The sequence below is a fragment of the Streptomyces sp. NPDC102462 genome, assembly GCF_044765425.1.
In the GTDB taxonomy this organism is placed as follows: domain Bacteria; phylum Actinomycetota; class Actinomycetes; order Streptomycetales; family Streptomycetaceae; genus Streptomyces.
Map to the genome: position 1 here is coordinate 1 of NZ_JBIWKB010000012.1, position 20723 is coordinate 20723.

The 20723-nt window shown below is 71.8% G+C and carries 13 protein-coding genes; 10 read left to right on the forward strand and 3 right to left on the reverse strand.

The features are described 5' to 3' along the window. The first annotated feature begins 263 nt into the window (after positions 1 to 263). The gene (locus ACIRFL_RS13115; protein ID WP_404027353.1) at positions 264 to 458 is read left to right on the forward strand and encodes a hypothetical protein; all 195 of its coding nucleotides are present in this window, start codon (positions 264 to 266) and stop codon (positions 456 to 458) included. A 170-nt stretch (positions 459 to 628) separates the two neighbouring features. Beyond that, positions 629 to 3721, forward strand: a complete 3093-nt coding sequence (locus ACIRFL_RS13120) for an AAA family ATPase (protein ID WP_404027354.1) — start codon at positions 629 to 631, stop codon at positions 3719 to 3721. Positions 3722 to 3774: 53 nt separating this feature from the next. Here the strand turns inward: ACIRFL_RS13120 and ACIRFL_RS13125 are convergent, their stop codons facing one another. Then, complete coding sequence (locus tag ACIRFL_RS13125; RefSeq protein ID WP_404027355.1) at positions 3775 to 4944, reverse strand: PQQ-dependent sugar dehydrogenase; 1170 nt, start codon at positions 4942 to 4944, stop codon at positions 3775 to 3777. Positions 4945 to 5039: 95 nt separating this feature from the next. Beyond that, positions 5040 to 6038 carry an aldo/keto reductase gene (locus ACIRFL_RS13130; RefSeq protein ID WP_404027356.1) on the reverse strand — a complete coding sequence of 333 codons (999 nt, stop codon included), beginning with the start codon at positions 6036 to 6038 and terminating at the stop codon, positions 5040 to 5042. Between the two features lie 74 nt (positions 6039 to 6112). Here ACIRFL_RS13130 and ACIRFL_RS13135 point away from each other — a divergent pair, with 74 nt between their 5' ends. The 6 genes from ACIRFL_RS13135 (at position 6113) to serA (ending at position 16389) form a co-directional block, all read left to right on the forward strand. Next, positions 6113 to 7063, forward strand: coding sequence for a 2-hydroxyacid dehydrogenase (locus tag ACIRFL_RS13135; RefSeq protein WP_404027358.1), 951 nt, complete (start codon positions 6113 to 6115; stop codon positions 7061 to 7063). 386 nt (positions 7064 to 7449) lie between these two features. After that, positions 7450 to 10551 (forward strand): putative bifunctional diguanylate cyclase/phosphodiesterase, encoded by a 3102-nt coding sequence (locus ACIRFL_RS13140; RefSeq protein ID WP_404027360.1) that lies wholly within the window; start codon positions 7450 to 7452, stop codon positions 10549 to 10551. 477 nt (positions 10552 to 11028) lie between these two features. Beyond that, entirely contained in the window at positions 11029 to 12906 is a 1878-nt protein-coding gene (locus ACIRFL_RS13145; RefSeq protein ID WP_404027363.1) for an acetolactate synthase large subunit, read from the forward strand. A 20-nt stretch (positions 12907 to 12926) separates the two neighbouring features. Then, positions 12927 to 13451 (forward strand): acetolactate synthase small subunit, encoded by a 525-nt coding sequence (gene ilvN / locus ACIRFL_RS13150; protein WP_404027366.1) that lies wholly within the window; start codon positions 12927 to 12929, stop codon positions 13449 to 13451. Between the two features lie 117 nt (positions 13452 to 13568). Next, complete coding sequence (gene ilvC, locus ACIRFL_RS13155) at positions 13569 to 14567, forward strand: ketol-acid reductoisomerase (RefSeq protein ID WP_404027368.1); 999 nt, start codon at positions 13569 to 13571, stop codon at positions 14565 to 14567. A gap of 232 nt (positions 14568 to 14799) precedes the next feature. Then, entirely contained in the window at positions 14800 to 16389 is a 1590-nt protein-coding gene (gene serA, locus ACIRFL_RS13160) for a phosphoglycerate dehydrogenase (RefSeq protein ID WP_404027371.1), read from the forward strand. 325 nt (positions 16390 to 16714) lie between these two features. Here the strand turns inward: serA and ACIRFL_RS13165 are convergent, their stop codons facing one another. Continuing rightward, positions 16715 to 17944, reverse strand: a complete 1230-nt coding sequence (locus ACIRFL_RS13165; RefSeq protein WP_404027374.1) for a PucR family transcriptional regulator — start codon at positions 17942 to 17944, stop codon at positions 16715 to 16717. 163 nt (positions 17945 to 18107) lie between these two features. Here ACIRFL_RS13165 and ACIRFL_RS13170 point away from each other — a divergent pair, with 163 nt between their 5' ends. Further along, entirely contained in the window at positions 18108 to 19034 is a 927-nt protein-coding gene (locus ACIRFL_RS13170; protein WP_404027377.1) for a proline dehydrogenase family protein, read from the forward strand. 45 nt (positions 19035 to 19079) lie between these two features. Continuing rightward, entirely contained in the window at positions 19080 to 20711 is a 1632-nt protein-coding gene (gene pruA, locus ACIRFL_RS13175) for an L-glutamate gamma-semialdehyde dehydrogenase (RefSeq protein ID WP_404027380.1), read from the forward strand. Positions 20712 to 20723: the final 12 nt, after the last annotated feature.

Consider the following 20723-nt stretch of genomic DNA (forward strand, 5'->3'; position numbering starts at 1 on the left):
GGAGACGCCAAATGCCTGTGGAGCGCCGGTAAGACGGGCACACGTGCCCGCACAGCGCGGTGAAGCAGGAAGCCACCGGAAGGGTCAGACGACCCGGGCCGGAATCCCTGGACTTTAGGCCAGGGAGCACGTCAAGCGCCCCGGGAAACCGCCGCCCGCCGCAAGATGCGGAACTCTCCCGATGTGCCGCGCCCCCCTGGCCGACGAAGGTGGGGGCATCGCCGGAAGCGATGCCGACACCGGACTCTCCGAAGGGGCCAGCCATGATCGAGTACGAACTCCATCTGATCCGCGCCACCGAACTGCGCCGCCGGGCCGAGCACGAGCGCCTGGTCCGCGAGGCGCTGCGCCAACGCCGCGCGGCCCGCCGTGCACCGGCCGCCCGCCGCCGCGCCGGCCGCGAGTCTCCCTCCGATACCGGGCACCCCGGCCGTCATCGGCATCCCCGCACCGCGTGAGCGCATCGGCGGGGGCGGGCGCCCGCACCGGGGACGGCCGCCCGCTCCCGGTCCACGGGCGCCCGCGCCCCCGCACGGTCCGCCCTACGCCCCGGCCGCCCGCACCCGGCCCGGGCACCGACCCGTCCTCCCTGTGGAAAACGGATGCCGCGCCGTCGGACCTCCGTGCGATGCTCAAACCCGTGGAGACCAGGTCCGTCAGTCCCGTGTTCGTCGGCCGTACCGACGAACTGCACGCGTTGAACGACGCGCTCGCCCGTGCCGACGCCGGTGAGCCCCAGGCGCTGCTGCTCGGCGGCGAGGCGGGCGTCGGCAAGACCCGGCTGGTCGAGGAGTTCGCCACCGCCGCCGGTCGTCAGGGCGCCGTCGTCGCCCTCGGCGGCTGCGTCGAGATCGGCGCCGATGGACTGCCGTTCGCCCCCTTCTCCACCGCCCTGCGCGCCCTGCGCGGCGCCCTGCCCGACGAAGTCGCCACGGCCGCCGCGGGCCAGGAGGACGACCTGGCCAGGCTCCTGCCCGAGCTGGGCGAGGCCACCCCCGCCCGCGCCCCGGGGCGGCACGACGAGGAGGGCACCGCCCGCCTCTTCGAACTCACCGCCCGCCTGCTGGAACGCGTCGCCGCCGACCGCACCGTCGTCCTCGCCCTTGAGGACCTGCACTGGGCCGACGCCTCCACCCGCCACCTGCTCTCCTACCTTCTGCGCACCCTGCGGACCGGCCGCCTCGTCGTCCTCGCCACCTACCGCTCCGACGACATCCACCGCCGCCACCCGCTGCGCCCCCTGCTCGCCGAACTCGACCGGCTGCGCACCGTCCGCCGCGTCGAACTCGCCCGTTTCAACCGCGAGGAGGCCGGCCGGCAGATCGCCGGCATCCTCGCCGCGGAACCGGAACCCGCCCAGGTCGACGAGATCTTCGCACGCTCCGGCGGCAACGCCTTCTTCGTCGAGGAACTGGCCGTCGCGGCCTGCGAGGGCTGCTGCACCGGACTCACCGACTCGCTGCGCGACCTGCTCCTGGTCCGGGTGGAGGCGCTGCCCGAGGCCGCCCAGCGGATCACCCGGATCGTCGCCGAGGGCGGCGCCACCGTCGAGTACGCGCTGCTCGCCGCCGTCGCCGGGCTCGCCGAGGACGATCTGATCGAGGCGCTGCGCGCCGCCGTGAACGCCAACATCCTCCTCACCGCCCCCGGCGGCGACGGCTTCCGCTTCCGCCACTCCCTGGTCCGCGAGGCCGTCGCCGACGATTTGCTCCCCGGCGAACGCTCCCGCCTCAACCGCCGCTACGCACAGGCCATGGAGAGCGACCCGGCGCTCGTCCCCGCCGACGAACGCGTCATGCGACTGGCCAGCCACTGGTACCACGCCCACGACCCCGCCAAGGCCCTGCCCGCCGTCCTCGACGCCTCCGTCGCCGCCCGCCGCCGCTACGCCTACAGCGAGCAACTGCGGCTCCTGGAGCGGGCGATGGAACTGTGGGACACCGCACCGGACCCGGTACGGGCGGCCCTGCGCCCCGTCGACTGCGCCGAGGTGTACCCGCCCTGCGACGCCGCCACCCCGCTGCGCTATCTCGACCTGATGGCGGAGGCCGCCGTCGCCGGACGCAGGTGCGGTGAACGCGAACGCGCCCTGAAGATCACCAAGCGGGCGCTGCAACTCCTGGAGGACGAGGACGACCCGCTGCGCGCCGCCTGGTTCTGGACCCAGCGCTCCGGCCTCGTCCAGGCGCTGGGACGCGGCGACGGACGGCATGAACTGGCCACCGCCGAGCAGCTGGTGCGCGGACTGCCCCCCTCCGAGGTGCACGCCGACGTGCTCGCCGGCGTCGCCAACTGGTCGATGCTGCACGAGCCGGGCCCGGGCGCCCTGGCCGCCGCCGAACGGGCCGTCGAGTACGCCCGTATGATCGACGCCCGCGAGATCGAACTGGACGCGTGCCTCACGCTCGGCGCCCTCAGGGTCGACGCGGGCGACATCGAGGCCGGACTCGTCGAGCTGCGCCGGGTCAAGGACCGGTCCGTGCAGGAGGGCTACACCCAGGTCGCGGGCCGTGCCTATGTGAATCTGCCCTCCGAACTCGACGCGGTCGGCCGTTCCCGGGAGGCCGTCCCCCTCCTGGACGAAGGGATCGACTACACCCGGAAGTTCGGCCTGCTCGGCTCCGAGGCCCTGCTGTGGGCCAACCTCGCCGAGTCCCAGTACGCCCTCGGCAACTGGAGCCAGGTCGCGTCCGCCGCCGCGCACGCGACCCGCCGCGGCCCCAGCACCAAGCCCCTGGGCTCGGCCGCGCTGTCCCTGGCGCGCCTCGCCCTCGGCCGCGGCGACCTGGCCGAGGCCGCCCGCCAACTCACTGCGGCCCGCGGCTACTTCGGCACCCGTGACGTCATGCCCCAGCAGTGGCTGCCGCCGGCCCGGGTCGCGGTCGGCCTCGCCGCCGCGGAGGGCCGGCTGCTCGACGTCCGCGCCGAACTGCACCGCGCCCTGGACGCCGGCGTCCCGCCCGGCAGCCACCGCTACGCCTGGCCGCTGGTCAGGGCCGCCGCCACCGCGGAGGCCGACGCCCGCGCCCTGCCCGCGGCGGAACCCGGCCGGGCCAAAGCCCTCGATCGCATCGCCGACGCGGCCAAGGACCTCACCACCGGCGCACCTCTGTGGCTCGCCCACGACGCATGGGTCCGCGCCGAACTCCGGCGCGCCGCGGGCGAGGACACCCCCGACCTGTGGTCCGAGGCGGTCACCGCCTTCGAGTCCCTGGACCGCCCCTACGACCTCGCCCGTGTCCGTCACCGGCTCGCGGCGGCCCTGCTGTCCTCGGGCGGCAGACGCCCGCACGAGGCACCCGGCGGCGGGGACGACGAGCGGGACCGCGCCACAGAGCTGCTTCGGCTGGCCGGGGCCGTCGCCGATCATCTGGGCGCCCGCCCGCTCGCCGACGGTGTGGCGCTCCTCGCCCAGCGCGCCCGCCTCGTGCTGACCTGCGCCCCGCGGCGGACGCCCGCCCCGGCCGACCCGGTCGAGGCGCTGGGCCTGACCAGCCGGGAGCGCGATGTGCTCCGCCTGGTCACCGCCGGCCGCACCAACCGTCAGATCGCCGAGGAGTTGTTCATCTCCCCGAAGACCGCGAGCGTCCATGTCTCCAACATCCTGGGCAAGCTCGGAGTCTCGGGCCGGGGCGAGGCGGCGGCGGTGGCCCATCGGCTGGAGCTGTTCCCGCTGCCTCCCGGGACTGACGACCGGCTCACCGCGCGGCCACGGCCGTAGCCGACGGCGGTCTTCAGGGCGCGGGCGGGACGGGACGCCCGGCCGCCGTCGCGCTATGTCACCCGCAGTTCCAGGATCCGGTCGTCTCCCTTCTTCGGCTCGCCCCGGCCGTCCGTGTTGCTCGTGACCAGCCACAGCCTGTCGCCGCCCGCCGCGACGACGGTACGGAGCCGGCCGTAGGTGCCCTTAAGGAACGCCTGGGGTGCCGCAGCGGCCTCAGTGCCCTTCAGTGGGATGCGCCACAGCCGCTGGCCTCTGAGCGCGGCCATCCAGATGGACCCGTTCACATAGGCGATGCCGCTCGGGGAGGCGACGTCCGTGTGCCACTGGGCCAGCGGGTTGTGGAACCGGGGGTTTGACGACTTGCCCTCGGCGTCCGGCCAGCCGTAGTTGTCGCCCGGCTTGATCGCGTTCAGCTCGTCCCAGGTGTCCTGGCCGAACTCCGATGCGAACAGGCGCTGCTTGTCGTCCCACGCGAGGCCCTGCACATTGCGGTGGCCGTAGCTGTACACGACGGAGTCCTTGAAGGGGTTGCCGGGGGCGGGCTCGCCCTCCGGGGTCATCCGCAGGATCTTGCCGCCCAGGGACTTCACATCCTGGGACAGACCCCGTTCGCCGCTCTCGCCCGTGCCCGCGTACAGCATGCCGTCCGGGCCGAACGCGATCCGGCCGCCGTTGTGGATGTAGCCCTTGGGGATGCCCCGGAAGACCGTGTCGGGCGCGCCGAGCTGTTCGCCGGGCGGCTTCCGCTCGTCGTACAGCATGCGGACGATCCGGTTGTCGGAGGCCGAGGTGAAGTACGCGTAGACCATGTGGTCGGAGGCGTAGCCGGGGGAGAGGGCGATGCCCAGGAGACCGCCCTCACCGTCCGGGGACACCCCGGAGACCTTGCCCAGCCCGGTCTGCTTGCCCGTCTTCTCGTCGACCCGGGTGATCGTCTGCTCGTCCCGGGAGGAGACGAGCAGACCGCCGCCGGGCAGGGGCGCCAGGCCCCAGGGCGACTTCAGATTCTCCGTGACCGTCCGCACCACCTTCACCGAGCCCTTGGCGGGCGGGGCCGGTGCGGTCGACCCCGCGGACGGGGCGGCCCCCGACGTCGTCCCCCGCGCGGCGGCGCTCCCGTCACCGCCCGGTGGGCCGCCTCTGTCGGAGGAGCAGCCGGCCGTCAGCAGGAGCGCGGTTGCGGCCAGCACGGCCGACACAGCTCGACGTTGCACGATCATGGTCCCTTCGACGCGGTGGTTCCGGCGGCGCCTTCTCTATCTCTTACACCGCTCGCCCCACCCGGGTTCCCATGCGCCCCCGCAGATCCGCGCTGTCAGTCCCAGGAGCCCTGGGCCGACGGCAGCCGGGTCAGTTCCGCCAGGTCCTTCGGGGTCAGCCGGACGGACGGGGCGCCCGCGTTCTCCGTCACCCAGCGCTCCCGCTTGGTCCCCGGCACCGTGACCACGTGCCGGCCCTGCGCCAGCGTCCAGGCCAGCGCCACCTGCGCCGGTGTGACGTGTTCGCCGTGCCGCCGGGCCACCCGGCGCAGCCCGGCGACGATGGGCTGGTTGGCGGCCATCATCTCGGCCGTGAAACGCGGATGGCGGGCCCGTACGTCGTCCGGTTCGAAGCCCTCCCCCGGGGTCAGCGTGCCGGTCAGGAAGCCGTTGCCGAGAGGCATCGCGGCGAGGAAGCCGACGCCGCGCGCCGCGCACCACGGCAGCAGCGCGTCCAGCGCCTCCGGCGACCACACCGACAGCTCCGCCTGCACCGCGCTCACCGGGAAGACCTGCTGGACGCGCCCGAGCTGGCGCAGCGTCGCGTCGTGCAGCCCGGTCCCCGAGCGGCGCCCTGCGCGCGCACCCACCGCGCACAGGCCCAGCGTGCGGACCTTCCCGGCCCGGACCAGGTCCGCCATCGCGCCCCACGTCTCCTCGACGGGAACCTCGGGATCGGCGCGATGCAACTGGTACAGATCGATCACGTCGGTCTGCAGCCGGCGCAGCGACGCGTCGCAGGCCCGCCGCACATACCCGGGGCGGCCGTTGGCCACGACGTGCTGTTCGCCCACCAGCAGCCCGACCTTGGTCGACACGAAGGCCTCCGCGCGCCGCTCCTTGAGGACCCGGCCGATCAGCAGTTCGTTGGTGAACGGGCCGTACATGTCGGCCGTGTCCAGCAGCGTGCAGCCGAGGTCCAGGGCCCGGTGCACGGCCCTGACCGACTCGTCCCCCCGCTGCCGCGACCCGCTGTACGCCCAGCTCATCGGCATGCAGCCGAGTCCGACGGCCCCCACCGCGAGCGCCCCCGCGCCGATCGTCCTGCGCTCCACCTGGTCGTGAACCTCCCTCGTCGGCCCCCAACCTAACCTCTGCCTGTTCACGAGCCTGACATAGCCTCCAGACCATGACTGCTGACGTATGGCTGCCCATCCCGCCGGAGGAGATCGAGGGGCTTCCCGTCGGGCCCGACTACCTGTTCTGGGACGGGGAAGAGGAGTTCCCCGCGGACCCGGCCGACTGCGCCTTCTACGTCGTCCCCTACATGAAGCCCAGCGACGTCTGTGTCCGGCCGCTGCCGCGGATGAGCGGTGTGCGGGTCGTCCAGACGCTGTCCGCGGGCATCGACCACGTCCAGCCGGGCCTCGGCCGGCTGCGTCCGGGCGTCCTGCTGTGCAATGCGCGCGGTGTGCACGAGGCGAGCACGGGCGAGCTGACGCTGGCCCTGATCCTCGCCTCGCTGCGCGGCATCCCCGATTTCGTGCGCGCCCAGGACAGAGGGGAGTGGCGCGGCGGGTTCCACCCGGCACTCGCCGACAAGAACGTCCTCATCGTCGGTTACGGCTCCATCGGCGAGGCCATCGAAGACCGGCTCGCGCCATTTGAACTCGCGCGGGTGGCGCGCGTCGCGCGCTCTGGGCGCACCTCGGCGCGCGGTCCGGTGCATCCGCTCACCGAACTGCCCTCCCTGCTACCGGAAGCGGACGTCGTGATCCTGTCCACGCCGCTGACCGAGACCACGCGGGGCCTGGTCAACGCCGACTTCCTCGCGCGGATGAAGGACGGAGCGCTGCTGGTCAACGTCGCGCGCGGCCCCGTCGTCGACACCAAGGCGCTGCTCGCGGAGCTGGAGAGCGGCCGTATCACCGCCGCCCTGGACGTCACGGACCCGGAGCCGCTGCCGCCGGGCCACCCCCTGTGGCAGGCGCCCGGTGTGCTGATCAGCCCGCACGTGGGCGGGCCCACGTCGGCCTTCCTGCCGCGCGCGAAGCGGCTGCTGACGGACCAGTTGAGCCGTTTCGTGAACCGGGAGCCGCTGCGAAACGTGATCCTTACGACGGGCTCCACCCGCGCGTGAGGGGCGACATGGCAGGCGTGTAATCCGTTTCGGGCACCCTCCGCATCCTTCCGGACGCGGGGGGTACCCATATCTCCGCGGTCGTCACGGAGCGTAGAGAAGCTATGTCCCTGAGTGACGAGACTGGTGTATCGTCCCGACAGGGGCTGCGCCGCGCACCGTTCGGCGCCAGGGATGGACATTTCAGAGATGTGAGGGGGGCGACGGGCGATGCACGGCCTATGGACGAACGATCCGACGCGGCGGAGCCGCCGACGGCGGCCCTGGCGCACGGCGGCGCACAGACGCGGCCATCACACCAGCCACCACCGCAGGCACAGCGGGCGCAGGAGGCATGCGCACCGGGACCCCCGGGGCCCGGGAGCGGCACGGACCGGGAGGGACCGGTGAGTTCGCCGCCCACGGTGACGACCACCCCGCGCGGGGCGCTGCGCAGGCAGCACCCGGCAGGGCCGCCGCTGTCCCGTCCGCCGGCCGTCGGCGGCGGGTCCAGCATGGTCCATCAGCTCGTGCTGGCCCTGGTGTGCGCGGGATACGCCGTCGGTTCCGCGCTCGACTGGGGTTCCAGCGAAATCGCGCTGATCATGGGTGACTTCGGGCTGGCCGCGGCGGCGGGCTGCGCCGCGGTCTCATGTCTCCTCTACGCCCACAGGCGCCAGGTCCGCTTTCGACCCGCCTGGATGCTGTTCGCCCTCTCCTCGGCGATGGTGGCCCTGGGCAACACGGTCTGGGGGTGGTACGAGGTCGTGCTGCGGCGTCCCATGCCGAGCCCCAGCTTCGCCGACCTGTTCTTCCTGTGCTTCGCGCCGCCCGCCATCGTGGGCCTGCTGGTCCTCGCCAAGCGGCCGGTGTCGAAGGCCGGCTGGATGTGCCTGGCGCTGGACGCCTGGCTGATCGGCGGCTCGCTGCTCACCCTGTCCTGGAGCCTCGCGCTCGCGCAGGCCGCCAGGTTCGACGGGCCGAGCGTGGCGCACACCGCGCTGTCCCTCGCGTACCCGCTGCTCGACATCGCCCTGGTCAGCATGGTGCTCGCGCTGCACTTCCGACGCGCCCCGGGCAACCGCACGGCGGTCAACACGGCGATCGGCGCGCTCGCCCTGACCGTGATGTGCGACGCGCTGTTCACCTCGCCGCTGCTGCACAGCAGTTACCGCTCCGGACAGTTGCTCGACGCGGGCTGGTTCGCGGGCTCGCTGCTGCTCGCCTACGCGCCCTGGGCGGCGCCCCCGCGCCAGCAACAGCACGAACCCGACCGGTCCGGCGGCGGGCACGCCCGCCCGGCCCACCGGCGTCCGCCAGGGCCGCGCACCGGCGAGCCCGGGCAACTGCCACTGCCCGGCCCGGTGTCGCTGCCGGGTCAGGTGCCGCCGCCCGGCCAGGGGGTCGAGCACAGCCGGTATCCGGCCGGCCGGCCGATCACCGGCTCGCTGGCCGCGCTCACCCCCTATCTGGCCGCCGCGGTATGCACCCTGGGCATCCTGTACAACGTGCTCAACGGGCGCAGCCCCGACCACGTCGTGCTCGTCACCGCCGGCTGCGTGGTGCTCGCGCTCGTCGTGCGCCAGGGCATCATGCTGCTCGACAACATCACCCTCACCCAGGAACTGGCGCAGAAGGAGAACCACTTCCGCTCCCTGGTGCAGGGGTCGAGCGACGTCATCATGATCGCCGCGCCCAACGGCACCCTCCGGTACGTCTCCCCGGCCGCCGCCGGGGTCTACGGGCGGCCCGCGGAGGAACTGGTGGGCAGCGAACTGGCCGTGCTCATCCACCCGGACGACCTGGGCTGCGTGGTGCACGAGGTGCGCCGCTTCCTCACCGCGAGCCCCCTCGAAGAACCCACCACCCGCATCGAGTGCCGCTTCCGGTCCGGCGACGGCGGCTGGCTCAACGTGGAGTCGACCGTCAACCGTCACCACGGCGGCCTCATCTTCAACAGCCGGGACGTGACCGAAAGAGTGCGTCTGCAGGCACAACTGCAGCACAGCGCGGAACACGACCCGCTCACCGACCTGCCCAACCGCGCCCTGTTCACCCGGCGTGTGCAGCAGGCCCTGTCCGGCCGCCGTGCCTCCGACCGCGCCGCCGCGCTGCACGGCACGGCCGTCCTCTTCATCGACCTGGACGGCTTCAAGGCCGTCAACGACACGATCGGACACCAGGCCGGGGACGAACTGCTCGTCCAGGCCGCCCGCAGACTCCAGGACGCGGTCCGGCAGGGGGACACCGCGGCCCGGCTGGGCGGCGACGAGTTCGCGGCCCTGATCATCGGGGACGGCGTCCGGGACCGCGGCGCCCGGGAGCGGAACATCCTGGAACTGGCCGACCGCCTGCGGACCACGCTCTCCCAGCCCTACCTCATCGACGGCAACGATGTCCGGGTCAACGCCTCCATCGGGGTCGCCTTCGCCGAACCGGGCCTCGGCGCCGGCGAGTTGCTGCGCAACGCCGACCTGGCGATGTACCGGGCGAAGTCGACGGGCAAGGGCCGCGTCGAGCTGTACCGGCCGCAGATGCAGCAGGACGTCGTACGGAAGGCGGAACTGGCCACCCGGCTGCGCGCGGCACTGCACGACGGCGAGTTCACGCTGCTGCACCAGCCGGTGGTGTGCCTCGGCAGCGGCCGCGTCATGTCGGCCGCCGCGCAGGCGCGCTGGCGCTCCTCCCAGGGCGTGCTGTTCACACCGGCCGAGTTCCTGCGGGTGGCCGAGGACAGCGACCGGACCTCGGAGCTGGACCGCTGGATCCTGGAGGAGGCGGTGGCCCAGGCCGCCGAGCGGGCCGCGACCGGACTGGCCGTACCCGTGGCCGTGCGGATGTCCGCGCGCCGGCTGCTGGACCGGTCGATGCCGCTCGGCTCGGTGGAGGCCCTGCTGACCCGGCACGGGCTGCCGTCGGGGTCGCTGCTGATCGAGCTGGCGGACACCGACCCCCGGGTCTCCCTGGACGAGCTGGAGCACCGGCTCGGCGCGCTCAGACGGCTGGGCGTCCGGATCGCGCTGGACGGCTTCGGCAACGGCTACGCGGCGATCACGGCCCTGCGCAGACTCCCCGTCGACGTACTGAAACTCGACCGCAGTCTGGTCGAAGGCGTCGTCGAGTCCGCGCGGCTGCACAAGATCACCAGTGGGCTGCTGCGGATCGCCACCGACCTCGGGCTGCAGTCCGTGGCCGACGGCGTGGACCTTCCGGAGCAGGTCGTGGCGTTGCGCGCGATGGGCTGCACCCATGGGCAGGGCATGGCGTTCTCCGGGCCGCTGGACGAGTACCGGCTGCGCCGGGCGCTCGGATCCGGCCATTATCCGGTGCCGCACGGACCGGCCGAACCGGCGTTCGCGGGCGGCGCGAGGGAGCCGAACGGACACGTCGGGGTCGAGGGCACCTGGGTGTCCACCCGCCCGGCCGAGGCCGAGAGCGGGGGAGCACGGATGCCCGAAGGGCTGAGCACGGTCGTGGCCTCGCCCCCGACCGCGGCGCCCCGGAGGTGAACGAGTCATGAAAGGACACGCGGGCACGTCCGCGGGTGGTGTGTCCGCCGTGTCCGGAAAGGCCGTGGCCCAAGCAGGTCCAATGAAGTCCCCTGCGGTTCGACAGCGCCCCGAAGGGGCGCGGGGAACGGCGCGACCAGCCGCAACGGTGCCGCAGACGACCGACGGCCTATCGCGGCATTTCCAGCGGAGCGCGTAGGCTCACATAATGAGACTCCCATCCCACCCACTTGACACGTGGTGTGTGCCGGGGGGAGGGTCGGTGCCATGCGTACCCGAATTCTCGTACTTGGACAGCGCGTCGGCTGAGCTGGGACCCACCGGAGGACGATCCGGCAACCCCAGCGACCTTACCGGCGCGCTCCCCTCGCTTGCCCTACGGCACGAGGGGTTTTTTGTTGCACGGGCACCTGCCGTACAGCAGACCGACACCGCACAAACCTCGCAAAAACCCTCAGCATCGAGAAGAGAATGCCGATGACCGAGCAGGCCACCGGGGCCCATCATCCGCAGCCGCGGCCCCGTTCCGGAGGACAGCAGTCCGCGCCCGTCGAGCACGTCACGGGTGCGCAGTCCCTCATCCGCTCGCTTGAGGAGGTCGGCGCCGACACCGTATTCGGCATTCCCGGCGGTGCGATCCTGCCCGCGTACGACCCGCTGATGGACTCCACCCGGGTCCGTCATGTGCTGGTCCGCCACGAGCAGGGTGCCGGGCACGCGGCCACGGGGTACGCGCAGGCGACCGGCAAGGTCGGCGTGTGCATGGCCACCTCGGGCCCCGGCGCCACCAACCTGGTCACACCGATCGCCGACGCGCACATGGACTCCGTCCCGCTGGTCGCGATCACCGGCCAGGTCGCGTCCAAGGCGATCGGCACGGACGCCTTCCAGGAGGCCGACATCGTCGGCATCACCATGCCGATCACCAAGCACAACTTCCTGGTCACCGACCCCCAGGACATCCCCCGGGTGATCGCGCAGGCGTTCCACATCGCCTCCACCGGGCGCCCCGGCCCGGTCCTGGTCGACATCGCCAAGGACGCCCTCCAGACCCGGACCACCTTCTCCTGGCCGCCGGTCATGGACCTGCCCGGCTACCGCCCGGTGACCAAGCCGCACGCCAAGCAGATCCGCGAGGCGGCCAAGCTGATCACCGCGGCCCGGCGCCCCGTCCTCTACGTCGGCGGCGGCGTCCTCAAGGCGCAGGCCACCGCCGAACTGAAGGTCCTCGCGGAGCTGACCGGAGCGCCCGTCACCACCACCCTGATGGCGCTCGGCGCGTTCCCCGACAGCCACCCGCAGCACCTGGGCATGCCGGGCATGCACGGCTCGGTGGCCTCCGTCACGGCGCTGCAGAAGGCCGACCTGATCGTCGCCCTCGGAGCCCGCTTCGACGACCGCGTCACCGGCAAGCTGGACAGCTTCGCCCCGCACGCCAAGATCGTCCACGCCGACATCGACCCCGCGGAGATCGGCAAGAACCGCGCAGCCGACGTGCCGATCGTCGGTGACGCCCGCGAGGTCATCGCCGACCTGATCCAGGCCGTGCAGAAAGAGCACAGCGAGGGCCACACGGGCGACTACACCGCCTGGTGGAACGACCTCAACCGCTGGCGCGAGACCTACCCGCTGGGCTACGACCAGCCCGCCGACGGCTCGCTCTCCCCGCAGCAGGTCATCGAGCGGATCGGCCGGCTGGCACCGGAGGGAACGATCTTCGCGGCGGGCGTCGGCCAGCACCAGATGTGGGCCGCGCACTTCATCGAGTACGACAGGCCCGCCACCTGGCTGAACTCCGGCGGCGCCGGAACCATGGGCTACGCGGTCCCGGCCGCGATGGGCGCCAAGGCCGGCCGGCCCGACCACACGGTCTGGGCGATCGACGGCGACGGCTGCTTCCAGATGACCAATCAGGAGCTGACCACCTGCGCCCTGAACAACATCCCGATCAAGGTCGCCATCATCAACAACGGCGCCCTCGGGATGGTCCGCCAGTGGCAGACGCTGTTCTACAACCAGCGCTACTCCAACACCGTCCTGCACTCCGGCCCCGCCGCAGCGAACGGCGGCTCCGCCACCGGGGCCGGCCGGCAGCCGAGCGCCGGCACCCGTGTCCCCGACTTCGTGAAGCTGTCGGAGGCGATGGGCTGCTACGCGATCCGCTGCGAGTCCCCCGAGGACCTGGACAAGGTCATCGAGGAGGCGAACGCGGTCAACGACCGCCCGGTCGTCGTCGACTTCATCGTCCACGAGGACGCGATGGTCTGGCCGATGGTCGCCGCCGGAACCTCCAACGACGAGATCATGGCCGCCCGGGACGTCCGCCCCGACTTCGGCGACAGCGAAGACGACTGAGCGAGGAAGAGCACACACCCATGTCCAAGCACACGCTCTCCGTCCTGGTGGAGAACACACCGGGCATCCTCGCCCGGATCGCCGCCCTGTTCTCCCGCCGCGGCTTCAACATCGACTCGCTCGCGGTCGGCGTCACCGAACACCCCGACATCTCCCGCATCACCATCGTGGTGGGCGTCGAGGACCTGCCGCTGGAGCAGGTGACCAAGCAGCTCAACAAGCTCGTCAACGTCCTGAAGATCGTCGAACTGGAGCCCGCGCAGGCGGTGCAGCGCGAACTCGTCCTGGTGAAAGTGCGCGCCGACAACGAGACGCGCTCCCAGATCGTCGAGATCGTCCAGCTGTTCCGCGCGAAGACGGTCGACGTCTCCCCGGAGGCCGTGACCGTCGAGGCCACCGGGTCCAGCGAGAAACTGACCGCCATGCTCAAGATGCTGGAGCCGTTCGGCATCAAGGAGCTGGTCCAGTCCGGCACGATCGCGATCGGGCGCGGCGCCCGCTCCATCACGGACCGGTCGCTGCGCGCACTGGACCGGTCGGCCTGACGAGGCATTGGGGCGGTCGGGGGAACCCGGCCGCCCGTATGCCGAGACCCCGAATCGCCCTCACCCCTCACCGTCATACGGTGGAAGCAACACCTGCACACAAGGAGAGAACCCAAAGTGGCCGAGCTGTTCTACGACGCTGACGCCGACCTGTCCATCATCCAGGGCCGCAAGGTCGCGGTCATCGGCTACGGCAGCCAGGGCCACGCGCACGCCCTGTCCCTGCGCGACTCGGGTGTCGACGTCCGGGTCGGCCTGCACGAGGGCTCCAAGTCCAGGGCGAAGGCCGAGGAGCAGGGCCTGCGCGTGGTGACGCCCGCGGAGGCCGCAGCCGAGGCCGACGTCATCATGATCCTGGTGCCGGACCCGATCCAGGGCCAGGTCTACGAGGAGTCCATCGCCCCCAACCTGAAGGACGGCGACGCGCTGTTCTTCGGCCACGGCTTCAACATCCGCTTCGGCTTCATCAAGCCCCCGGCCGGCGTGGACGTGTGCATGGTCGCCCCCAAGGGCCCGGGCCACCTGGTGCGCCGCCAGTACGAGGAGGGCCGCGGCGTCCCCTGCATCGTCGCAGTCGAGCAGGACGCGACGGGCAACGGCTTCGCGCTGGCCCTGTCCTACGCCAAGGGCATCGGCGGCACCCGCGCGGGCGTCATCAAGACGACCTTCACCGAGGAGACCGAGACCGACCTGTTCGGTGAGCAGGCCGTGCTGTGCGGTGGCACCGCGGCGCTGGTCAAGGCGGGCTTCGAGACGCTGACCGAGGCCGGCTACCAGCCGGAGATCGCCTACTTCGAGTGCCTGCACGAGCTGAAGCTGATCGTGGACCTCATGTACGAGGGCGGCCTGGAGAAGATGCGCTGGTCGATCTCGGAGACCGCCGAGTGGGGCGACTACGTCAGCGGTCCGCGGATCATCACCGACGCCACCAAGGCCGAGATGAAGAAGATCCTCTCCGAGATCCAGGACGGCTCCTTCGCCACGAACTGGATGGAGGAGTACCACGGCGGTCTGAAGAAGTACAACGAGTACAAGAAGCAGGACTCCGAGCACCTGCTGGAGACCACCGGCAAGCAGCTGCGCAAGCTGATGAGCTGGGTGAACGAGGAGGCGTAAGCCTCATGAGACGGGGCCGGGGCGGATCGCTCCGGCCCCGTTGTCCATCCCGTCCCAGCCCGGACGGGTGATCCTTCCGCAGAGGCGCAGAACGGCTTTCGCCACGCCACTACACTGCTGCACAACAACGCGTCAGGCCCACAGCGTCGTGCGTCTTCCGCGGCTAGCCCCCTCTCCTCCGCCTGCGGCCGTCGGGACGGCCGTCCGCACGCTTGGACTTGTGAGGACTCACGTGAGCTCGAAACCTGTCGTACTCATCGCCGAAGAGCTGTCGCCCGCGACCGTGGACGCGCTCGGCCCCGACTTCGAGATCCGGCACTGCAACGGCGCGGACCGAGCCGAACTGCTCCCCGCCATCGCCGACGTGGACGCGATCCTGATCCGCTCCGCCACCAAGGTCGACGCCGAGGCCATCGCCGCCGCGCACCAGCTGAAGGTCGTCGCACGAGCCGGCGTCGGACTGGACAACGTCGACGTCTCCGCCGCCACCAAGGCCGGCGTGATGGTCGTCAACGCCCCCACCTCCAACATCGTCACCGCGGCCGAGCTGGCCTGCGGCCTGATCCTGGCCACCGCCCGCAACATCCCGCAGGCCAACGCCGCGCTGAAGAACGGCGAGTGGAAGCGCAGCAAGTACACGGGCGTCGAACTGGCCGAGAAGACCCTCGGCGTCGTGGGCCTCGGCCGCATCGGCGCGCTCGTCGCGCAGCGCATGTCCGCCTTCGGCATGAAGGTCGTCGCCTACGACCCCTACGTCCAGCCCGCCCGGGCCGCCCAGATGGGCGTGAAGGTGCTGTCCCTGGACGAGTTGCTCGAGGTGTCCGACTTCATCACCGTGCATCTGCCGAAGACCCCCGAGACCCTCGGGCTGATCGGCGAGGAGGCGCTGCACAAGGTCAAGCCGAACGTGCGCATCGTCAACGCGGCGCGCGGCGGCATCGTCGACGAGGAGGCGCTGTACGCGGCGCTGAAGGAGGGCCGGGTCGCCGGCGCCGGCCTCGACGTGTACGCCAAGGAGCCGTGCACGGACTCCCCGCTGTTCCAGTTCGACCAGGTCGTGTGCACGCCGCACCTCGGCGCCTCCACCGACGAGGCCCAGGAGAAGGCGGGCATCGCGGTCGCCAAGTCGGTGCGCCTGGCCCTCGCCGGTGAGCTGGTCCCGGACGCGGTGAACGTGCAGGGCGGTGTCATCGCCGAGGACGTCAAGCCGGGTCTGCCGCTCGCCGAACGTCTCGGCCGGATCTTCACCGCGCTGGCCGGCGAGGTCGCCGTCCGGCTCGACGTCGAGGTGTACGGCGAGATCACCCAGCACGATGTGAAGGTGCTGGAGCTGAGCGCCCTCAAGGGCGTCTTCGAGGACGTCGTCGCCGAGACGGTGTCGTATGTGAACGCGCCGCTGTTCGCCCAGGAGCGGGGCGTCGAGGTGCGCCTGACCACCAGCTCCGAGTCGGCGGACCACCGCAACGTGGTCACCGTGCGCGGCACGCTCGCGGGCGGCGAGGAGGTGTCGGTCTCCGGCACGCTGGCCGGCCCGAAGAACGTGCAGAAGATCGTCGCCGTCGGTGAGTACGACGTCGACCTCGCGCTCGCCGACCACATGCTGGTGCTGCGGTACGAGGACCGTCCGGGTGTGGTCGGCACCGTCGGCCGCATCCTCGGCGAGGCGGGTATCAACATCGCCGGCATGCAGGTGGCTCGCGCCACGGTGGGCGGCGAGGCGCTGGCCGTGCTGACCGTGGACGACACGGTGGGTGCGGGTGTGCTGGGCGAGGTCGCGGCGGAGATCGGCGCGACGTCCGCCCGCTCGGTGAACCTGGTCTGAGCACGCCGTGCCCGGGGGCTCCGCCCCCGGCACCCCCGCTCGGCCCGAACGCCCTCGTCCGCAGACGCAGGACGGGCTCGGTCACGCCCCGCAGGGGCGCGGGGAACGGCGCGACCAGCCACGACGTTCCTCGCGGACGACGGACGACGGACGACGGACGACGGACGACGGACGACGGACGACCGACGACCGGTGGTGAGCTGGCGTTTTCCGCGGGGGCGATGACGCGTCGCCCGCCTTGGTCCGGCGCAGTGTCACCGCCGCGGCCGGTTCCCCGGCCGCCGCGGGGGTCGCCGCCCCGTGACCGCCCTGCGGTGACGGGGCGCTACAGGCGTGCCCCCTTCAGTGCCATGTGCAGCAGCAGCCGGTCCTCGCCGTCGTCCAGGTCAAGGCCCGTCAGATGCTCGACCCGGGACAGGCGGTAGTAGAGGGTCTGGCGGTGGATGCCCAGTTCGGCCGCCGTACGGCCGGCCTGGCCCGCGCAGTCGAGGAACACCTCCGCCGTGCGGGCCAGCTCGTGGTGGGCGGGGGCGAGCAGCGGGGCGACCGCCGGATCGTGCGCCGCCTCGTGCGGCAGGGAGGTCAGCAGCCGGTACGGTCCGATGTGCGCCCATTCGGCCACCGGTCCGAGCCCCGGCTCGGCCAGCGCCGCGCGGGCCGCCCCGACCGCCTCCCGCCAGGCGGCCCCCAGCTCGGCGAGCCCCGTGCGGGCGACCGCGACCCCGGCCGCCCGCCTCCCGCTCGCGGCGTCCGACGCGCCGCCCCGGCCGCGCCGCCTGCCGCCCGCCCGCTCCAGCAGCCGCCCCGCGGCCGACACCGCGGGCCCCGCCGTGTCCGTGGACCGCAGCCGCACCAGCAGCGCGAGCGACTGCCCGGCGGTGCCCCAGGGCACCGTGCACAACGCGGTCGCACCCGGCAGCGTACGGACCGACGGGGCGTCGTCCGGGTCGGCCGACGGCCAGGGAGCCACGCACACCACCGTGTGCGGGCCGTCCGACCTGGCGCCCAGCGCGGTGCGCAGCTCCGCCACCGCCATGTCCGCCTGCCAACCCCGCTCCGCGGTCAGCACGGCCCGCAGCTCCCGGGTCAGGTCGGCCCCGGCCTGCGCCTCGTCCGCGAGCAGCGCGCCGATCCGCGTGGTGACCGCCATCGCCGCGGCCAGCTGACGCTCGCTGGGGCCCGGATCGTCGTCCAGGAGCCATACGTAGCCGAGGACGACACCGCGATGGCGTACCGGCAGGCAGATGCGGCCCCGGTACACCCCGGCCTCCGGGGTGCGCGGGATGCGCACCGGTCCGGTCGCCCGGGTGATGCCGAAGCCCTCGAACCAGGCGCGGACCGCCGCCGTCGAGCGCCGGGTCAGGATCGATCGGGCGCGGACCGGGTCGAGGGCCGAGGCGTCCAGCTCGCCCTCGCTGTCGTACGCGCCGAAGGCGATCAGCTCGAAGTCGCGGTTCTCCAGGGTCGCCGGCGCGCCCAGCAGCTCCGAGATCTCGTCCACCAGCTCCTGGTAGTCACCGTTGTAATCCGCCGCCACCCAGGCATTCTCCCGCATGTCCCGGCCGCTTTCATACATCTGTCTGAGATCCGGTGAGCGGATGCGTGACAGCTGTCGATGGCCGACGATCGGAGGGATCCTTAGGTTTCACGGTGGTTCTCCGTGCCGTACCCGAATCGTCGGCTGACGGCCCTTTGGTGCTCTGTTGTGGAGGTGCCCCGTGCTGGGTCCCGTCATTCTCGCCGCGTCACGCAGCGACCGGATGCGCCGCCTGATCTCGGCGGCCCCGGTGACCAAGCAGGTCGTCGACCGTTTCATCCCCGGCGAGAGCGTGGCCGACATCGTGCCCGTCATCGAGGACCTGACCGCCAAGGGCCTCGAACTGACCCTGGACGTCGTCGGCGAGGACATCACCACCCCCGAGCAGGCCACCGCGGCCCGTGACGCCTATCTGGAACTGACCGGCCGGCTCGCGGAGCTGGAGCTCGGCCGGAAGGCCGAGATGTCCGTCAAGCTCTCCATGTTCGGGCAGTCCCTCGACGGCGGCCATGAACTGGCCCTGAAGAACGTACGGACCGTGGTCGAGGCCGCCGCCGCGATCGGCACCACCGTCACGCTCGACGCCGAGGACCACACCACTCTCGACTCGATGTTCGCGATCCACGAGGAACTGCGGAAGGACTTCCCGCAGACCGGCTGCGTCATCCAGTCCTACCTTTTCCGTACCGAGGCCGACGCCCGCCGGCTCGCCGCGAGCGGCAGCCGGGTACGGCTCGTGAAGGGCGCCTACAAGGAGCCCGCCGAGGTCGCCTACCAGCAGAAGCACGAGATCGACAAGGCGTACGTGCGAATCCTGCGGACACTGATGGACGGCGCGGGGTACCCGATGATCGGGTCCCACGACCCGCGGCTGATCTCCATCGCCCAGGAACTCGCGCACAAGGCCGGCCGCAAGCTGGACGAGTACGAGTTCCAGATGCTCTACGGCATCCGCAGCGAGGAGCATCTGCGGCTCGCCGCCGAGGGCCACCGCATGCGCGTCTACACCGCCTACGGCACCGACTGGTACGGCTACTTCATGCGGCGCCTCGCCGAGAAGCCGGCCAACCTGCGCTTCTTCGCCCGCTCGATGGTCAGCAAGGGCTGAGCTCCCCGCTCGCAACACCGCTCACGTCAAGGAGTAACGGATCTCATGGACGCTGTGACCCAGGTCCCCACCCCCGTCAACGAGCCGGTGCACGGCTACGCCCCCGGCTCGCCCGAGCGCGCCCGTCTGGAGGCCAAGCTCAAGGAGCTGGCCGAGAACCCGATCGACCTGCCGATGACCATCGGCGGCGAGCAGCGGATGGGCGGCGGCGAGGCCTTCCAGGTCGTGCAGCCGCACAACCACAAGGCGGTCATCGGCACGCTCCGCAACGCCACCCGGCAGGACGCCCAGGACGCCATCGACGCCGCCCTGGCCGCCGCGCCCGCCTGGCGTGCCATGTCCTTCGACGACCGCGCCGCGATCATCCTGCGCGCCGCCGAGCTGCTGGCCGGCCCGTGGCGCGAGACGATCGCCGCCTCGACCATGCTGGGCCAGTCGAAGACCGCCCAGCAGGCCGAGATCGACACCCCGTGCGAACTGGTCGACTTCTGGCGGTTCAACGTCCACTACGCCCGCCAGATCCTGGCCGAGCAGCCCCCGGCCAACTCCCCGGGCGTGTGGAACCGCCTCGACCACCGCCCGCTGGAGGGCTTCGTCTACGCGATCACCCCGTTCAACTTCTCGGCGATCGCGGGCAACCTGCCCACCGCGCCGGCCCTGATGGGCAACGTCGTCGTGTGGAAGCCGTCGCCGACCCAGACCCACGCCGCCGTACTGCTGATGCGGCTGCTGGAGGAGGCCGGCCTGCCCAAGGGCGTCATCAACCTCGTCACCGGCGACGGCATCGAGGTCTCCGAGGTCGCCCTCGTCCACCGCGACCTGGCCGGCATCCACTTCACCGGCTCCACCAGGACCTTCCAGTACCTGTGGAAGACGGTCGGCGAGAACATCGAGAAGTACCGCACCTACCCGCGGCTGGTCGGCGAGACCGGCGGCAAGGACTTCCTGGTCGCCCACCCGAGCGCCGACCGCGCGGTGCTGAAGACCGCCCTGACCCGGGGTGCCTTCGAGTACCAGGGCCAGAAGTGCTCGGCCACCTCCCGCGCCTACATCCCGGCGTCCCTGTGGAACTCCGGCTTCAAGGAGGAGTTCGCGGCCGAGGTCGACCACCTCACCATGGGTGACGTCACCGACCTGGCGAACTTCATCGGCGCCGTGATCGACGAGCGTGCCTTCGCCAAGAACAAGGCCGCGATCGACCGTGCCGAGCAGGACCCGGCCTGCACGATCGTCGCGGGCGGCTCCTACGACGACTCGGTCGGCTACTTCGTGCGTCCCACCGTCATCGAGTGCACCGACCCGGACAACGAGGTCTTCCGCACCGAGTACTTCGGCCCGGTCCTCGCCGTCCACGTCTACGACGACGACAAGTACGACGAGATGCTGACCCAGATGGAGTCGGTCTCCGACTACGCCCTCACCGGCTCGGTCATCGCCAACGACCGTGCGGCGGCGGCGTACACGATGGACAAGCTCCGCTACGCCGCGGGCAACTTCTACATCAACGACAAGTCGACCGGTGCCGTGGTCGGCCAGCAGCCCTTCGGCGGCGGCCGTGCCTCCGGCACCAACGACAAGGCCGGCGCCCCGCAGAACCTGCTGCGCTGGACCTCGACCCGCGCCATCAAGGAGACGCTGGTCGCGCCGACCGACTACACGTACCCGCACATGGGCTGACCGGCCCCCCGA

Excerpts from the sequence above, each read along its gene's own strand:
- ACIRFL_RS13115 (WP_404027353.1), top strand. The coding sequence starts at position 264 with ATGATCGAGTACGAACTCCATCTGATCCGCGCCACCGAACTGCGCCGC.
- ACIRFL_RS13120 (WP_404027354.1), top strand. The coding sequence starts at position 629 with ATGCTCAAACCCGTGGAGACCAGGTCCGTCAGTCCCGTGTTCGTCGGC.
- ACIRFL_RS13125 (WP_404027355.1), bottom strand. The coding sequence starts at position 4,944 with ATGATCGTGCAACGTCGAGCTGTGTCGGCCGTGCTGGCCGCAACCGCG.
- ACIRFL_RS13135 (WP_404027358.1), top strand. The coding sequence starts at position 6,113 with ATGACTGCTGACGTATGGCTGCCCATCCCGCCGGAGGAGATCGAGGGG.
- ACIRFL_RS13145 (WP_404027363.1), top strand. The coding sequence starts at position 11,029 with ATGACCGAGCAGGCCACCGGGGCCCATCATCCGCAGCCGCGGCCCCGT.
- ilvN (WP_404027366.1), top strand. The coding sequence starts at position 12,927 with ATGTCCAAGCACACGCTCTCCGTCCTGGTGGAGAACACACCGGGCATC.
- ACIRFL_RS13165 (WP_404027374.1), bottom strand. The coding sequence starts at position 17,944 with ATGCGGGAGAATGCCTGGGTGGCGGCGGATTACAACGGTGACTACCAG.
- pruA (WP_404027380.1), top strand. The coding sequence starts at position 19,080 with ATGGACGCTGTGACCCAGGTCCCCACCCCCGTCAACGAGCCGGTGCAC.